The organism is Flavobacterium orientale (genome assembly GCF_014638005.1).
GTDB classification, from domain to species: Bacteria; Bacteroidota; Bacteroidia; order Flavobacteriales; family Flavobacteriaceae; genus Flavobacterium; species Flavobacterium orientale.
In genome coordinates this window covers 101811-116557 of sequence record NZ_BMFG01000011.1, presented here as the reverse complement: position 1 = coordinate 116557, position 14747 = coordinate 101811, and the positions used below count along the sequence as shown (strand labels likewise).

The 14747-nt window shown below is 30.7% G+C and carries 15 protein-coding genes and 1 pseudogene; 13 read left to right on the top strand and 3 right to left on the bottom strand.

The annotated features are described in order from the left end of the window. Nucleotides 1–617: 617 nt before the first annotated feature. The 10 genes from IEV15_RS12965 to IEV15_RS12920 all read left to right on the top strand — a co-directional run bounded on the left by IEV15_RS12965 (nucleotide 618) and on the right by IEV15_RS12920 (nucleotide 8553). The gene (locus IEV15_RS12965) at nucleotides 618–980 is read left to right on the top strand and encodes a hypothetical protein (protein WP_188362954.1); all 363 of its coding nucleotides are present in this window, start codon (nucleotides 618–620) and stop codon (nucleotides 978–980) included. Then, the gene (locus tag IEV15_RS12960) at nucleotides 967–1545 is read left to right on the top strand and encodes a hypothetical protein (protein ID WP_188362953.1); all 579 of its coding nucleotides are present in this window, start codon (nucleotides 967–969) and stop codon (nucleotides 1543–1545) included. The genes IEV15_RS12965 and IEV15_RS12960 overlap by 14 nt, the downstream gene beginning before the upstream one ends. 236 nt (nucleotides 1546–1781) lie before the next feature. After that, a complete protein-coding gene (locus IEV15_RS12955) occupies nucleotides 1782–2711 on the top strand; it encodes a hypothetical protein (protein ID WP_229734159.1) in 930 nt (309 codons plus the stop codon). A gap of 12 nt (nucleotides 2712–2723) precedes the next feature. Then, the gene (locus tag IEV15_RS12950) at nucleotides 2724–3785 is read left to right on the top strand and encodes a tetratricopeptide repeat protein (protein ID WP_188362952.1); all 1062 of its coding nucleotides are present in this window, start codon (nucleotides 2724–2726) and stop codon (nucleotides 3783–3785) included. 184 nt (nucleotides 3786–3969) lie between these two features. Beyond that, complete coding sequence (locus IEV15_RS12945) at nucleotides 3970–5049, top strand: hypothetical protein (RefSeq protein WP_188362951.1); 1080 nt, start codon at nucleotides 3970–3972, stop codon at nucleotides 5047–5049. Nucleotides 5050–5051: 2 nt separating this feature from the next. After that, the gene (locus IEV15_RS12940; protein WP_188362950.1) at nucleotides 5052–5342 is read left to right on the top strand and encodes a hypothetical protein; all 291 of its coding nucleotides are present in this window, start codon (nucleotides 5052–5054) and stop codon (nucleotides 5340–5342) included. Between the two features lie 125 nt (nucleotides 5343–5467). Beyond that, nucleotides 5468–6454, top strand: coding sequence for a hypothetical protein (locus IEV15_RS12935; protein WP_188362949.1), 987 nt, complete (start codon nucleotides 5468–5470; stop codon nucleotides 6452–6454). 9 nt (nucleotides 6455–6463) lie between these two features. Continuing rightward, nucleotides 6464–6904: an energy transducer TonB gene (locus tag IEV15_RS12930; protein WP_188362948.1), complete on the top strand. Its 441-nt coding sequence runs from the start codon at nucleotides 6464–6466 to the stop codon at nucleotides 6902–6904. A 214-nt stretch (nucleotides 6905–7118) separates the two neighbouring features. Further along, on the top strand, nucleotides 7119–8117 hold the full coding sequence (locus tag IEV15_RS12925) for an RHS repeat-associated core domain-containing protein (RefSeq protein WP_188362947.1): 999 nt from the start codon (nucleotides 7119–7121) through the stop codon (nucleotides 8115–8117). 73 nt (nucleotides 8118–8190) lie between these two features. Continuing rightward, nucleotides 8191–8553, top strand: a complete 363-nt coding sequence (locus IEV15_RS12920; protein WP_188362946.1) for a hypothetical protein — start codon at nucleotides 8191–8193, stop codon at nucleotides 8551–8553. Between the two features lie 268 nt (nucleotides 8554–8821). Here the strand turns inward: IEV15_RS12920 and IEV15_RS12915 are convergent, their stop codons facing one another. The 3 genes and pseudogenes from IEV15_RS12915 to IEV15_RS12905 form a co-directional block, all read right to left on the bottom strand. Further along, entirely contained in the window at nucleotides 8822–9868 is a 1047-nt protein-coding gene (locus IEV15_RS12915) for a tyrosine-type recombinase/integrase (RefSeq protein WP_188362945.1), read from the bottom strand. Between the two features lie 733 nt (nucleotides 9869–10601). Next, on the bottom strand, nucleotides 10602–11309 hold the full coding sequence (locus IEV15_RS12910) for a DUF6794 domain-containing protein (RefSeq protein WP_188362944.1): 708 nt from the start codon (nucleotides 11307–11309) through the stop codon (nucleotides 10602–10604). Nucleotides 11310–11315: 6 nt separating this feature from the next. Then, a pseudogene (locus IEV15_RS12905) lies at nucleotides 11316–12236 on the bottom strand (hypothetical protein); the annotation flags it as partial. Between the two features lie 353 nt (nucleotides 12237–12589). Between IEV15_RS12905 and IEV15_RS12900 the strand changes: the two are divergent. Genes IEV15_RS12900 through IEV15_RS12890 form a run of 3 tightly spaced genes read left to right on the top strand, consistent with a single transcriptional unit; the run spans nucleotide 12590 to nucleotide 14687 of the window. Beyond that, entirely contained in the window at nucleotides 12590–12820 is a 231-nt protein-coding gene (locus IEV15_RS12900) for a hypothetical protein (protein WP_188362942.1), read from the top strand. A 56-nt stretch (nucleotides 12821–12876) separates the two neighbouring features. Next, nucleotides 12877–13344, top strand: coding sequence for an RDD family protein (locus IEV15_RS12895; RefSeq protein ID WP_188362941.1), 468 nt, complete (start codon nucleotides 12877–12879; stop codon nucleotides 13342–13344). Continuing rightward, a complete protein-coding gene (locus IEV15_RS12890; protein WP_188362962.1) occupies nucleotides 13344–14687 on the top strand; it encodes a deoxyguanosinetriphosphate triphosphohydrolase in 1344 nt (447 codons plus the stop codon). Before IEV15_RS12895 ends, IEV15_RS12890 begins: the two co-directional genes overlap by 1 nt. Nucleotides 14688–14747: the final 60 nt, after the last annotated feature.

Sequence of the window (14747 nt, the reverse complement as noted above, 5' to 3'; positions counted from 1 at the left end):
TAGCTATTATGAACGCACAAACTAGATGGAATGGACAAATTTTTCACTGGTCTGCTATTCAAAATGATTTAAATGCGTATTTTAGTGATAGAATAAAATGAAATGACACAGTTTATTGAACACTCCCTCCGATAATTCATCCAAATTCCTCTCCTTATGCTTACGTAAATAATAATCCAATAATTTATGTTGACCCAGATGGTAAGGATAATATAATTTATTTAGTAATCTTACCTTCAGCATATAATAGTTTAACTGTTAAGGATCTTAATGAAATAATAAAAGAAACAAATAAAGTTTTAGAGAGTTTTGGACTTGAAACAAGAGTAAAAGTCTTTAACCCTGAAAAAGGGGGAGAATTTAATTCAAATAACCTAGATAAAACAGATTCATTTATACTAATTGGAGATACGAAAGACATCGTAAAAGAATTTGGAAAGAAACCAAATAATTATAATGATATCAGCAAAAATGTCACTTCGGAAGAAATTAATAATAATGAAAATTATGAATTAGCCACACTAAATGGTGAAGGTTTATTAATTAAATCCGATCAATTAAAAAGTCTTTCAGAAAATCTTAAGACTGATATTATTAATACTACTTCGTATATAATATTGCATGCAACTGGTCATAATGCTGGTATGGGAGCAAATTTGGATAGAACAGTTTACAATGATCACAATGCAAATATTGATGAAGATTATAAATTTGTTGAGGTTAATGAAAATGTATTGGTAAAAAGACTGGGGGTAATAGCTAGATCTGTGAATCCGGAAGTACTTGCTGTTAGTCCACTTAGTGGGACTTTAGAAAAACCAGATAGAAATATAGCGAAAATTGAAGATACTTTTAAACCTAAAAATAATCCAACTTATGCCAAAAGAATGGAGAAACATTTTGGAAAAAACAAGCCGAAAGATAATTATATGAGAAATAAGAGTAAAATTGGTCCAAGAAAAGAAGATGGAAGTTTTTAGAAAAAAAATATTTAACACTAATTTATGTTTTCTTTTAATATGCTTTCTTTCTTGTAAAGAAGATAAAAAAGAATCTGAAAATTTAATTGTAATACCAAAATATTACACTAAAGTAGATTATAAATTTTTTTTAAATAAAAATTATAAAAATTTAAGCTTTTTAAGTGGAGAACCTAGAGATTTTCATTTCTTTATAGATTCAGATAATAATAATTTTTTATTTTTCAATGAAAGTGTTTTTGATGAAGAAAATATTCCCCTAAAAGTATTGACAGAATATTATATAAAAGAGTATGATCTAGAAAAAATTAAATCCAATCATGATATTGAAGTATTTAGGAAATATAATTTTCAAGAAAAAAAAGATGAAAATTATATATTAAGAACAAACGAAAAGGAGTTTAAATCTTATTTATATATTTTTATATTTAAGAAATCAAAAAAAAATTTCAGAGTTGAATTCTTTATTAATAATTCGAATAAACGAATTTTAGATGATTTTGAAAAAATTATATATTACATAGAAAATTCTGGTGGTAATGTTTTAATATTAGAAGCTAAATAAGCTGGAACTTATTCTTTTTTCAATCTACTTAGCATAATGTTCTCTTAAAAATAGGGATTATAACATAAATGGATTTACAAATATATAATGGAGTTTAAGTTTTAAGTATTCTCCCAATAGTTTATTACTCTTTGATGATTTCCTGATCTCGAAGCTAAAATCATAACCACGATTTTAAATTGTGGTTTCTTTCATATATTTGAATACGTTCTTAAAAATACGTTTATCCTTTTGGAATGCTGGTGCCAAACCGACACGGTAGTGCTGAATCCTACCGCTATGGGTTTCAGGGTCAGGAGAAAGATGATGAGGTTAAGGGGGAAGGCAATAGCTTGAATTATACGTTTAGGATGCATGATCCGAGAGTGGGGAGGTTTTTTGCAGTGGATCCACTAGCTTCTGAATATCCATGGTATTCTCCATATTCTTTTAGTGGTAATCGTGTCCTTGATATGGTCGAATTAGAAGGATTAGAACCTGCCCATTCAAATGCTAGAGCTAATCGACCATCCAGAATGAGGCCTGCAATTAAAAGAGTAAATAATTATTTGAGAGGCGGAAGTGGTGGCTCATATGCTTCAATGAGGGCAGTTAATCGCGTCTTAGGTTTTAGTCCATCTTTTAGAATTAAAAATACAATTGCACAACGTAATGCAGAAAGAAACATGAATGAATTTATTGCAAAGTATAACTTAAATCCAAGGACTTTTAATTCACAAACGGGCGAGCCAAATCCTAGTGGAGTGGAAACTAAACACTTAGAGAATCTTGGCATTTGGGCAAATTTTATCAACGATTTAAAAGAGAATTACAACTTATCGGTTAAAAAAGTTGAAATTCATGGGAGAATTGAGGAAACAAATACATATATTTCTGTAAGTAGTGAGTATCAATTTGATGGAATAATGCAATTTAAATTAACGATAGCCGAATCAGCTTATCAAAAAGTGTTTAATCAATTAGTTGTTGAAAAACTAAAAGATTATAAGGATGAAGATTTATTTGGTACAAATCTTACATCTGCAAGATTAACGGCAAAAATTGAGCTTGGACCTTCACCTGTCGAGTTAGTAAATAGAATTTTTGAAGAAGCTAAAAAAAATGGAGATAGTAAAGAAATAATGATAGAAGTAAAAGAGTTGCCAGTTTTTAACCAGGGATATTAAATGTCAGTAGTTATGAAAAGAGAAATTTATGAAATAGAGCGGTATATAACTGATAATATAATTATTGATGTAAATTATGTAGAAGAATTTACAAACAAACATGGTGAAATAAAAGAACTTAAGGCCTTTTATATTTATTCATTATATAAAACAAACCAAATAAAAACTGCTAATGATGCATTATTGACCTTAAATATATCTGAAGATTTTGAAAAAAATTCATTTTTTCTAATGGTAAAAAGTTTGGTTCAATTAAGTAATGAAACTGATATAGACCAATTGATTAAGATGTTGGAAAGTTATTTAGTAGTAGATAATCAACGAAATAATAAATGGTTAAGGTTAGAGCTTTTTAAACTTTATGAAAAAAAAGAAATTGACTATTTAGCTTGGGGTTATTTAGAAGACGCAATTTCTATAGATGAGAATTTTTATGAGGCAATTTTATTAAGAGCCCAAAGATTAGATTTAATTACAAATTGTTCCGACATTATAAATCAATTACTACAATTACCTCAGAGTTATGTGGATTCTGATATACTAAATTTTTTAGGAAATGCATTTTTAAACTGTAATGAAATAGATAATGCAATAAAAATTTTTAATGGATCTCTTGAAATTGGAATTACAGAGGAAGCTTATTATTTTATAGGATATATTAATCATTACCATCTAAATAATTATGAAGAGGCAATGTTCTATTACGATAAATCTATTTCAACTAATAATCAATTTGTCGATGTTTTACTTGAAAAAGCATGGTTATTCTTTGACATGAATCTTTATGAGTCTTCAGAAACTTTATTTAAGGAAATAGTAGGTAGTCATGATGAAATCAATTCATATAATCAAATAACTTTATTTTATTTAAAAACAAGAAAATATATTGAAGTAGTCAATTATATCGAAAAATCAAAAATCAGGTTTGGTGAAAACTATATGAATCAAGGTTTTGAACTGGTTTATCTGGAAAAAATCAAAGAAGATTCCTATGTGAAGAAATACCATTTGTATAAGGAAAAATACTCTCAAAATGAATTGACATGGTTTAGAGATTTATTAGCTGAATTATAGAGCCTGTAATATAGATAAAAAGGGGAAATAATTTTCCTAAAAAAATAGTTCAAAGGGATGGTGCGAATCCTTTCGTTTACCAATTAAGTAAAAACCAAAAGCAACTCTTTATAGTTGCATTTGTTATATAAAAATAAAGTTTATTTTTACTTCACGTTCTTTTAAATAATTCCATTCTTTTGGAATGCTAGTGCCAAACCGCCATGGTAGTGCTGAATCCTACCGCTATGGGTTTCAGGGTCAGGAGAAAGATGATGAGGTGAAAGGGGAAGGAAATAGCTTGAATTATACGTTTAGGATGCATGATCCTAGGGTGGGGAGGTTTTTTGCGGTGGATCCGTTAGCTCCTAAATACCCCTTTTATTCGCCATATCAATTTAGTGGTAATCGTGTCATTGATATGGTAGAGTTAGAGGGTCTAGAGCCTGCTGAGCCAGGGTCTAGAGAAAATCAAAAGGGATCTGCATTTGATTATAGTTTGGTTACTGATAATCCAGGTGATGCTTTAAGTTTTTTATTGAGTTATCAAGAATGGAGTTGGCATTCAGGAACTAAAACAACAGCTTCAGGTTGGTACACTAATGACGATTATAAAGAGGTTGTTATGCCGTTTGCACTTGATGCAGCTTATGCGAATGGTTGGTCAACAGGAACTTGCTGGAAATCTGCGAAAAAGTTAATAGGGAATCCGGGACCGGAGAGGATGATTAGTCAAAATCTAAATTATTTTTTGACCTCTAGAGTTTTTGACGGTTCTTCAGGTGATCCTATGGATATACTCTCTCAAATAGGAGCGCACGAGATAAATTCTTTCAATAAGGCCCTTTATTATACAGCAACAGGTCATACAGAATCGATGGATTTCTCTTCTCCAGTTTTTGGAATGGGTTTAGGTTTAAAAGGCTTTGCTTTGAACAGAGGGAAAAGTGTTGATCTGTTTAGAGCAATTTCTGGTGATGAATTAATAGATATTGCGAATATGGGGTTTAGAAATAAAGGAGGATATGAAACAGGAAAATTATTTGCTACATCAGCGGAGGATGCATCAAATTTTGGTCGTTTGTTCTATCAGGCGGACAACAAACCTTTTTTTATTATTAAAACCTCTATTAATACAAAATATGAAACATTACTTTTTAGAACAGAAATGGATTTAATGGAGGGAATTTCTGTACCTAATAATTTATTTAAAAAATTAAATTTAAAAAACACATCTGTTATTGATGCTATGCCACTACCGAATCATCCTTGGATAAAAAATTAAATATGATTGAATTATTTATAATAAAAGCTAAGATTACTTTTTCTGCTAATAGTTTAAGAACTTGGCCTATAGATAATGGCTATAAACCTTTATTTGATTTTGGTAATGATATAAAAACCTCAGGAATTATTAAAGGAAAATTAGAAAAAGGCGAAACATCTGAAGTAGAAATATACTTTTACACAGATGAACCTTTTAAAACTATTAGTAATGGCACAAAATTCAGATTTTATGAGTGGCCTAATTTAATCGGAACTGGAGAGATAAATGAAATTATTGGCTGGAGTTACTAATGGTTATGGATATTTTCATTTATCACCTAAATAACCAAAAAGCAACTTTTTGGAGTTGCTTTTTGTATTTAAAAATAAAGTGTATTTTTACCTTACGTTCTTAATAACACACTCATTCCTTTGGAATGCTGGTGCCTAACCGACATGGAAGTGCTGAATCCTACCGCTATGGGTTTCAGGGTCAGGAGAAAGATGATGAGGTGAAAGGTGAAGGCAATAGTTTGAATTATACGTTTAGGATGCATGATCCTAGGGTGGGGAGGTTTTTTGCGGTGGATCCTTCATTTAAAGCTTTCCCCTGGAATAGTTCATATGCTTTTTCTGAAAATAGAACTATAGACGGTATTGAACTTGAAGGCAGGGAGTGGGATTTGGCAATTAGAGATGACAAAACAGAAGTTAGTGTAAATGTAAGTTTTGATTTTGATAAAGAAACTGTCAATTTTACTAAGGAGCAAATATTAATGTATCAGAATGCAATTAGTGTACAATTTAATCAGACTTTAAATCTTTCTTCAAATGGTTCTATAAGTGGCTCGGTTTCTTTTAACGGTGGAAGTAGTTCAGAAAGATTAATACCATCCATTAGTCTTTTTGGTCAAGAACATAAGGGTACAATGGAGCAGCCCATGATTGCCGGTTTTGCAACATATGGATCTATTTCATTAAATATATTTAATAAAGATGGGTCAGTAAAAACACCAAATGAATTGGCAGAAGATGCTGTTCATGAATTATTCCATACTTTAAGATTTGAACATCCCTTTGAAAAAACACAAGGATTAGATACAAAATTATTAAGTTTGGGTAAAAATAATTATCAGACTACTTCTACAACAGATCCTAATATTTTTTATAATATTATGAATTATGGACTCATCACTATAGATGGTCAAAAGTTGAAAGATTTATGGAGTTCAAAGAGACCAATCTTTATAACACAAGATCAAATAAAGTTAATGAAAAGTGAAATTGAATTACAGATGCAAGGTTACGGTGTTATGCCTGTATATGATAGTAAGTTAAATTCAAATGAGGTACTGTCCAACTATAAAAAATATTTCGAGGATTATTGGTTAAATACTCCAGGAGAAGATGTTGAAAAAAAATAAGATTCATTTATGAGAAAATTTATAATTCCTATTTTGATTTGTACACAATTTATTGGATGTACAATAATTAAAACAAACAATAAAATTGTTGACGATAAGTGTCTAATAGATGTTTCTGAGAATCATAATAAATTGATTTATTATAAGACTGATACTCCTCCAAAATTTAAGGGACATAGTGACTTTACAAAATATTTAATTCAAGAAATTTTAATAAAAAGAAATTTTAATAATGAAGAAGTAAAACTTAAATTCTCATTTGAATTTATAATTGAAAAAGATGGCTTAGTAAGTTCAGCAAATTTTTTAGGTAGTGATAGTAATGAATTAAATAGCTTAGATAAGGATGCCCTTGAAATCATAAAGAACAGTGTTTGGGAACCAGCTAGATGTAATGAAAAAATTGTAGTTTTTAAGAAAAAGATAAACATTTATGTAAGTTTAGATTAGTTAGATGGAATTTTAATGTAGGACAACATGTCTGAAATTTTCTATAAGATTTTTCTAGTTTATTTTTTACCCTTTTATGCTGAGTGAAATATAATCAACTTTTAAGTTACTCCTTGAGTATTTTAAACCTCCTTGAGAAAAACTACAACTTCAATTAGTGGTTTTTTCATATTTTTGATTACGTTCTGATATAAAATGTTTTTATCCTTTTGGAATGCTGGTACCAAACAGGCATGGAAGTGCTGAATCGTATCGCTATGGGTTTCAAGGTCAGGAGAAAGACGATGAAGTGAAAGGTGAAGGTAATAGCTTAAATTATACGTTTAGGATGCATGATCCTAGGGTGGGGAGGTTTTTAAGTTTGGATCCTCTATTCAAAAAATATCCACACAATAGTCCATATGCTTTTAGTGAAAATAGAGTTATTGATGGAGTTGAATTAGAAGGGAGAGAGTTTAAAGTCATAAAAAATGATAAAGGTTTTCATATACATTTAGATTTTAGAGTTGTTAACGAATCTGACATAATATCTAAAGGATTAATTGACAAAATGATTTATCAAATAACAACTGGTATAAAGGGTTTTGATGGTTATGATGCAGATGGACAATATATTTCCTTTTCAGCAACTTATAGTTCTGCGGCTACTATAAATTTATTTATTGTAGATGATTTTCAAAAAGGAGCAAGAAATTTTGGTAAAGAAATATCTAATGAGGAAAAGTCGACTGCTGATATGGTCGCTTTTGGATTAGTACCACAATCTCAAAAAGGCGACGTTATTACGGGCTCAGTTTACTTAAGAGCTGACGGAATATCTTTAAGTTCTGAAACAAAAGATGTAAATAAAACTAATGGAGCATTTACATCATTTCATGAATTTTTAGTTCATCTAATCTCTCAAAACAAAGAATCAGGCGGAGATGATCACCAAAGTTTAGATGTTGGTGCCGAGGCGAATGATTTCACAAGAAAAAAAGGAAGTAAAGTCTTATATGAAAGGAAAAAATTGACACTTAATGATGTAAATGATAATTTGTTCACCCCAGATGCACCTAATAAAGTAAATTTTTCATTAGCATCTAAACAACTAACATTAATTTTAAAAAACATAATAGAAGGAATAAAAAAATATAACTCGGATGATGTTAATAAAATTACACCCGACAAAGATAAAATTCACAACTACAAAAGCCCTTACGACACTAATTAATAATGAAATAATGTTTAAAAAAATTCTTTGGTATTCCTCTTTTATTTTATTGTTAGTTTCTTGTAAGTCAACAATGAAAGTCACCTATCTAAATAATACTTTATCTGATGAGAATAGAGTAAAGTTTGATGAAGGTCCCAATCCTTTTTCAATATGTTTAATTTTCGAAAACTCAATGATAGGAGAGAAAATTCTACTAGAAAATTTCACATCAAAAGAAATATTTTTTAACGATACTCTAATGAGCAGTACAACAAACTTAAACATCTCAAAAATAGTCTACGCTCAAAACACTCATGGCTTAGATTTATTTATCGATAATAAATTGTACTTTGTAGAGGGTAACACTTATCTATATTATAGATTTTTAGTAATTAAAAAAATAAAAGAGGGCAAATACAGTTTGACATATACTAATCAAGTAAGATATTGGTAGAAGCGAAGAATAGGTCTTATAAATATCATCGTCCTACAGAAATTTTTTAAGTGCCAACTAAATATACAAAAAGCAACTGTAAAAAGTTGCTTTTGTTAAAGTCAAAGGGGATTTTTGCTTAAACCATTGGTGCATGAATAATTCCTATAAAAACTATAGAAAAAAAACACAACTTAACAAAATATTCCACACATGTATGTTCTTCGGAATCTACTGCCTTCAAAAAAAACTGATAACATAGATTAATCCATCACAAACCTTTTAATTTTCAATACTCCTCCAAAACCCTATGCACTTTATCAATCTCTCTATCAACATAAGCTTGAGCATAATGTACATAGCGGTTAAAAGAAGAAGAAGCATGACTGTGTCCACTAATTTTGCGAACCAAATGCTCCGGCAACCCTAAAATCAGCAATGTGGTTATGGCGGTTCGCCGCATCATGTGTGAACTCATTTTGTCGCAAAAACGGTCGGGGTGAGCTACGCTGGCTTTTTTAAGAGGTTGAGCTTTACCTTTCTTTTCGCGAGTAACATGTATGGGTAGGATAAAATGGGCTTTCTCACCAATTGCTTTCAAATTTCTATTGAAATTAAATAACGTAATGTTACCAAAAATGGGAGCTTTGCTATTCTTAGATTGGTATCTATTTACGATAGTAACCGCATAACTTGGCAATTTGACAGTGCTGTAGGTTTTGGTCTTTTTTGATTTGATTTTTAAGTACCACTCTCCTTGTAGTTCTTCAATGTTTTTATTTGTTAATAGATAAATATCAGAATACCGCAAACCGGTAGTGCACCCAAATACAAAAATGTCTTTTATTTTGCGTTGTGTTGGCGTGAGTGAAGCGTGAAATTCAAGATCATGAATCAGGAATTTTAATTGGTCCGGGGATAAAACCAAAATATCAATCTCTTCCTTTCGGACATAAAATAACCGCTGAAAATCACCGGTTGCAAAATCTTTGTCATTTTTTAGGTAATTAAAAAATACCCTGAATATTTTCATATTGGCTCCAACATAATTGTCATGACAGCCTTTCTTATAAAAGTAATCCGTAAACTTTTGGTAGAACTTTTTCCAGTAATTCTTTTCGGAAAGTAATTCCCTTTTATTGAGTTTATTGGCTTCGCATATCCTTAATTCAAATTTTTGTTGGGTAGAAAACTCCACTAGGTTATGCAACAAATATCTATAATTATCAATCGACTCCGGTTTGATTTTCTCACCGTTTTTCTTTAAGCGTTTTCCGGTTTCTGTTTCTTTAATAAATTGTTTGAATAAGGGAATAAGTGGGTGTTCTTTCTTCATGGTAAGTTTTTACAATTGTAGAAAGAAATTTTGGGATGGCAAAGGAAATATTTAGAGAAAAAAAACCACAAGTTTTGAGGTTGTGGCTTTCGTTACGAAGTACCAAGATCAAAGTATAAGATATTGCCATTTTATAAGAAAACACTTTATCTGGGCCTAGGACATATTAACAATTATACTTTCTCCTTATGAAACAATTTCTTTCCTGGCCCTTTGAAACAATTAAATGGAGTGATGTAGTCGTACATATAGTCAAAATTATAACACTCTATAACTACCTTGTCATCTACTTTTGTGTAATTTTCATCAAATTTAATTTCTTCTCCTTCTTTGCTGATAATCCTAATCTCAACTAAGGAAACATCAAAACTATTGGTAATCAGCACACTGCTATTTTCTTTATCTACTTTAAAAACTATGTTTTTGTCTTGAATAATAATTTTGAATCTTGATTAATCAAAGCTTTATCAAATGACAAAATTAAATTTGGAAAATTATTATCAAAAAATGTAAAAAAATTTGTCAAATAGGTATGGTGTCAAATTAGTGTCAAATTTTCTTTTTGCCATTAGCTTAATAGTAAATATGAAATTTTTCATTTTCACTATTTGATATGCAATTTGGACTGTCAAGTTTTCAAAAACATTTGGAATATTTGTTCTGTAGTAAATTCATATTGAATTGTTTGGCAAGTAGTTAGCACTAAAATGATTCAATCACTAGCAGCTGGGAACTACTTAATATTTTCAATAATACTATATAATAATTTCAACTCCAATGTATCCCCAATTTGAAGAGGTTTGTTATAAACTTTAATGTTATTTTTATTTTTGGATATAATTTTAACCTTTAAAAATTTATCGTTTTCAATATTGCTATACGTATATTTTTTTTCTATAATTCCTTCTAATAATAAATCTAAATTATTGTTAGGTTTCCAACCCAATATTTTAGGACAATCAACTTGGTATGCATTTTTATTTAATGTATCTACAAACATCCTTATTTGGATTGTATCTCCCTTAATAAACCTTCCATTTTTTATTTGTCTTTTTAAGTTATCTTTTTCACAGTTTTGAATAGGCTCCCAATACTTAATTTTATCTCTTATTTGATTCTCTAAATCTATATTTTTAGAATTTAATTTTCTGTGAAGAGATTTAAAAACAATACTTGACATGTCGTCTAAATGATAAATACCTTTGTAATTAAAGTATTTTACCAATGTAGAATCTTTGCTATCTTTCAAAACCTCATTTCTGAATTTTAAACCATATCCAAAATGAATTTCAGATATAGCTTTACTTTCATCTTTGTTAGAAAACCTAATTAATTCCTCTTTAGTTAGTGTATTCTCAATTTTTGAAATAGCATCAAACAGTTCTTTATTTTCTTCCTTACAACTTGAAAAAAAAATGAGTAGTATAAAAAATTTTTTCATTATATTTTATTTTGGAGGAATTACTTTGTTGGTTTCTTTATTATACCTAAAAATTGGTAATCTTTCATTGACCATAGTTCCATCACCTGCTGGATTGTCTACTTTGTAATCAAATCGTTTCAGCTCAAATTTTTTATTAACTAAATAAATTGGGATTTTATAATCCTTCGAAATTCCTTTATCACCTTCAAATCCTGAAAAATTGTCGTCTCCATTAGCATGACTATGGACAAAAGCAGCTATCGTTCCGGGCATTTTTAAAACTTTATTTCCAAATGATTCTGGTAAACTGTTAAAAATAGCAACAGGATCAACATAGTCTTCACCACCCCAGACTGAGGGAGAAAGAATTGCTACAGTTCCATCTGAGTCGGAGCCTTTAATTTTTAAAGATAACTTAACTTTATATATACCTGCCCCAACTTCTTTTTTTAGCTCTTTTGATTTATCGTTTTCATAAATAGCCCAGTTTTCGGCAGCTTCATCAACTGTTTTGAAAGCATGTGTACTTGCACCAAGTAAAATTTTTTCAGCATTTTCTCTCTCTTTTAAAGATATCTTTGGATTATTTGCTTGATTGATAAGATACGTATCAAGTCCTTTATTTAAAGAACTGTAAAGTATTCTAATTTCTTCACTTTTGCCAACTTGTCCCAGTGAGCTACCATCGGCAGCAAAATATCTTTCTAAACCTTCTAATTCGCCGCTATCAATAACCCTGTTTTCACTAAATGCATAAGAACTATTCCATGGATAGGATTTACTTAATGGATCTACCGCAAAAAACCTCCCCACTCGCGGATCATGCATCCTAAACGTATAATTCAAGCTATTTCCTTCCCCTTTCACCTCATCATCTTTCTCCTGACCCTGAAACCCATAGCGGTAGGATTCAGCACTACCATGTCGGTTTGGCACTAGCATACCAAAAGGATAGTAATTCGTTCTACGTCAAGCTCTATAAAATAAGAACGTACAAGCAAAATTGAAATCCTATTTAGGTCTTCAATTCGTATAAATTGTATTCAAAAATAGCAAAAAAGTAAGACAGTTTTACAAAAAACATAATTAAGGGATACTTAAGGGATACTTCAGGGATACTCCATAGTTGTGGTACCCTTTCACAAACTAAAAATCACTGTAAAAACAGAAAAATTACGGTTTGTATGAACAAATACCACACTCCTAGTAAAACATTGGCGTTAGGCTAGTCAATTTCATGAAACTACTTTTATAATTCAACTTGCAATTCGTACATTTGAAAATCAAATGTAATAATCATGTCAAAAGATAAAAAAGGCGTTTACACAGGAATCATTGAAAAAGACGACAAAGGAAACTATTTCTGTGGTGAATACTTGTTAGACTTTAAATACACAGAAGCCAACTTCAAACTAGGAGATGTAATCAACATCAAATCGGTTATTGAAAACCCGAGCGATATCAGTTACAATCAATATCCTAAGAAATCCAAGAATTTCTTTTTGGCTAATGAAAAGAAAGCAAACTAATAACTAAACTAATGAATTCTGTCGCAACAACAAAAACTAGTCAAATAACAAATGAAATGTTGGCAACCAAAGGTCAGCGACTTGCAAATTATTTGATTGATTTAGTGATACACAATATAATTAATGTAGTTCCGCTTCTATTCGCTTGGATTTTATATGAATTTTTCGGAAATGCTGATTTGTCTATATGGTTGGATAGTCTTGACTCAGTGGTTGATTTTTTCATCAGTTATGTAATAATTGTTATTTATTATATGATAATGGAGTCTATAACCGGACGTTCTTTGGGTAAATATGTAACAAATACTAAAGTCTTAATGGCAGACGGCACACAACCTGAACCTTATGCTATTTTTATCCGCTCCATTTCGAGACTTATTCCCTTTAATGCATTTTCCTTCCTGGGTAATCTGCCTAAAGGATGGCACGATACGCTATCAAAAACGGTTGTTGTTGATATAAAAAAATACAACCAAGAAAGAGAAATGGCTAGTTCAATTAACGAAATAGGTATGGAATCATGATGAAATGGGAACAACTTTTATCCTTAAAACGTCAAGGCGATAAAGGAAAACGACTTAGAGTAGAACAAGACGACACCCGCCTGGGTTTTGAAGTAGATTATGATAGAATCATCTTCTCCGCTGCTTTTAGAAGTTTACAAGATAAAACACAAGTAATTCCCCTCTCTAAAACCGATTTTGTGCACACAAGATTGACGCATAGTTTAGAAGTTTCTGTAGTGGGACGTTCCATCGGTAGGCTAGTCGGAAAAAAAATAATTGAAAAATACCCGCATTTAAAAGAAGTGCACGGCTTTCAAATGAATGATTTTGGAGCTATTGTTGCAGCTGCTTGTTTAGCTCACGATATCGGAAATCCGCCGTTCGGTCATTCAGGCGAAAAAGCCATAGGCGAGTATTTTAAAAACGGAAAAGGACAAAAATTCAAGTCACAACTTACAGCAAAACAATGGCAAGATTTGATTGACTTCGAAGGAAATGCCAATGGGTTTTCTGTACTAACGGGTTCCAGACCCGGCAACGAAGGCGGTTTGCGAATTTCTTATGCTACCTTGGGAGCTTTTATGAAATATCCCAAAGAAAGCCTACCCAAAAAACCAACAAAAAATATTGCTGATAAAAAATATGGCTTTTTTCAACAAGACAAAGATTTTTTTACAGAAGTGGCCTCTGAATTGGGATTAATCTCAAATAAATCAGGTGATGATATTGGCTTTGAACGACATCCTTTGGCATACTTAGTTGAAGCAGCCGATGATATTTGCTATACCATTATCGATTTTGAAGACGGTATCAATTTAGGTTTAGTGGATGAAGATTATGCGTTAGAATTTTTGGTGAAACTGGTAAAAAACACCATCGATACCGCTAAATACAATTCACTAACAACCAAAGAAGACAGAATTAGTTATCTAAGAGCATTAGCCATTGGAAGTTTGATAAATGATGCGGTAGCCGTTTTTGTGGCCAACGAAGAAGCAATCTTGAATGGTCAATTTCCCTTTGCTTTGTCAGACAAAAGTAGCTACAAAGCACAAATGGATGATATCATTCAGTTGAGTGTAAAAAAAATCTACAAAAGCCGCGAAGTGATTGAAAAAGAAATTACCGGCTATACTATTTTAAACAACCTACTCGACAATTTCATTACTGCATATAACAACAAACATGAAGGTATAGAAACCAATTATGATAAACTATTGTTAGAACTATTACCTGAAAAATATCGTATAGATAAAGAAACAGTATACGAACGTTTGTTACACATTTGCCATTTCATTTCCCTGTTAACAGATGGAAATGCGGTTTTGTACAACAAAATTATATCGTCAAACAACAGTTAAAATTGTGTCACTTTCAAACAACTGACGAATAATTACAAATTAAAATCTATTTTTGGCTTA

Bases quoted from the DNA above. Each gene is read 5' to 3' on its own strand.
- IEV15_RS12960 (WP_188362953.1), top strand. From the start codon at position 967: ATGGAAGTTTTTAGAAAAAAAATATTTAACACTAATTTATGTTTTCTT.
- IEV15_RS12955 (WP_229734159.1), top strand. From the start codon at position 1,782: ATGCTGGTGCCAAACCGACACGGTAGTGCTGAATCCTACCGCTATGGG.
- IEV15_RS12950 (WP_188362952.1), top strand. From the start codon at position 2,724: ATGAAAAGAGAAATTTATGAAATAGAGCGGTATATAACTGATAATATA.
- IEV15_RS12945 (WP_188362951.1), top strand. From the start codon at position 3,970: ATGCTAGTGCCAAACCGCCATGGTAGTGCTGAATCCTACCGCTATGGG.
- IEV15_RS12940 (WP_188362950.1), top strand. From the start codon at position 5,052: ATGATTGAATTATTTATAATAAAAGCTAAGATTACTTTTTCTGCTAAT.
- IEV15_RS12935 (WP_188362949.1), top strand. From the start codon at position 5,468: ATGCTGGTGCCTAACCGACATGGAAGTGCTGAATCCTACCGCTATGGG.
- IEV15_RS12930 (WP_188362948.1), top strand. From the start codon at position 6,464: ATGAGAAAATTTATAATTCCTATTTTGATTTGTACACAATTTATTGGA.
- IEV15_RS12925 (WP_188362947.1), top strand. From the start codon at position 7,119: ATGCTGGTACCAAACAGGCATGGAAGTGCTGAATCGTATCGCTATGGG.
- IEV15_RS12920 (WP_188362946.1), top strand. From the start codon at position 8,191: ATGAAAGTCACCTATCTAAATAATACTTTATCTGATGAGAATAGAGTA.
- IEV15_RS12915 (WP_188362945.1), bottom strand. From the start codon at position 9,868: ATGAAGAAAGAACACCCACTTATTCCCTTATTCAAACAATTTATTAAA.
- IEV15_RS12910 (WP_188362944.1), bottom strand. From the start codon at position 11,309: ATGAAAAAATTTTTTATACTACTCATTTTTTTTTCAAGTTGTAAGGAA.
- IEV15_RS12900 (WP_188362942.1), top strand. From the start codon at position 12,590: ATGTCAAAAGATAAAAAAGGCGTTTACACAGGAATCATTGAAAAAGAC.
- IEV15_RS12895 (WP_188362941.1), top strand. From the start codon at position 12,877: ATGTTGGCAACCAAAGGTCAGCGACTTGCAAATTATTTGATTGATTTA.
- IEV15_RS12890 (WP_188362962.1), top strand. From the start codon at position 13,344: ATGAAATGGGAACAACTTTTATCCTTAAAACGTCAAGGCGATAAAGGA.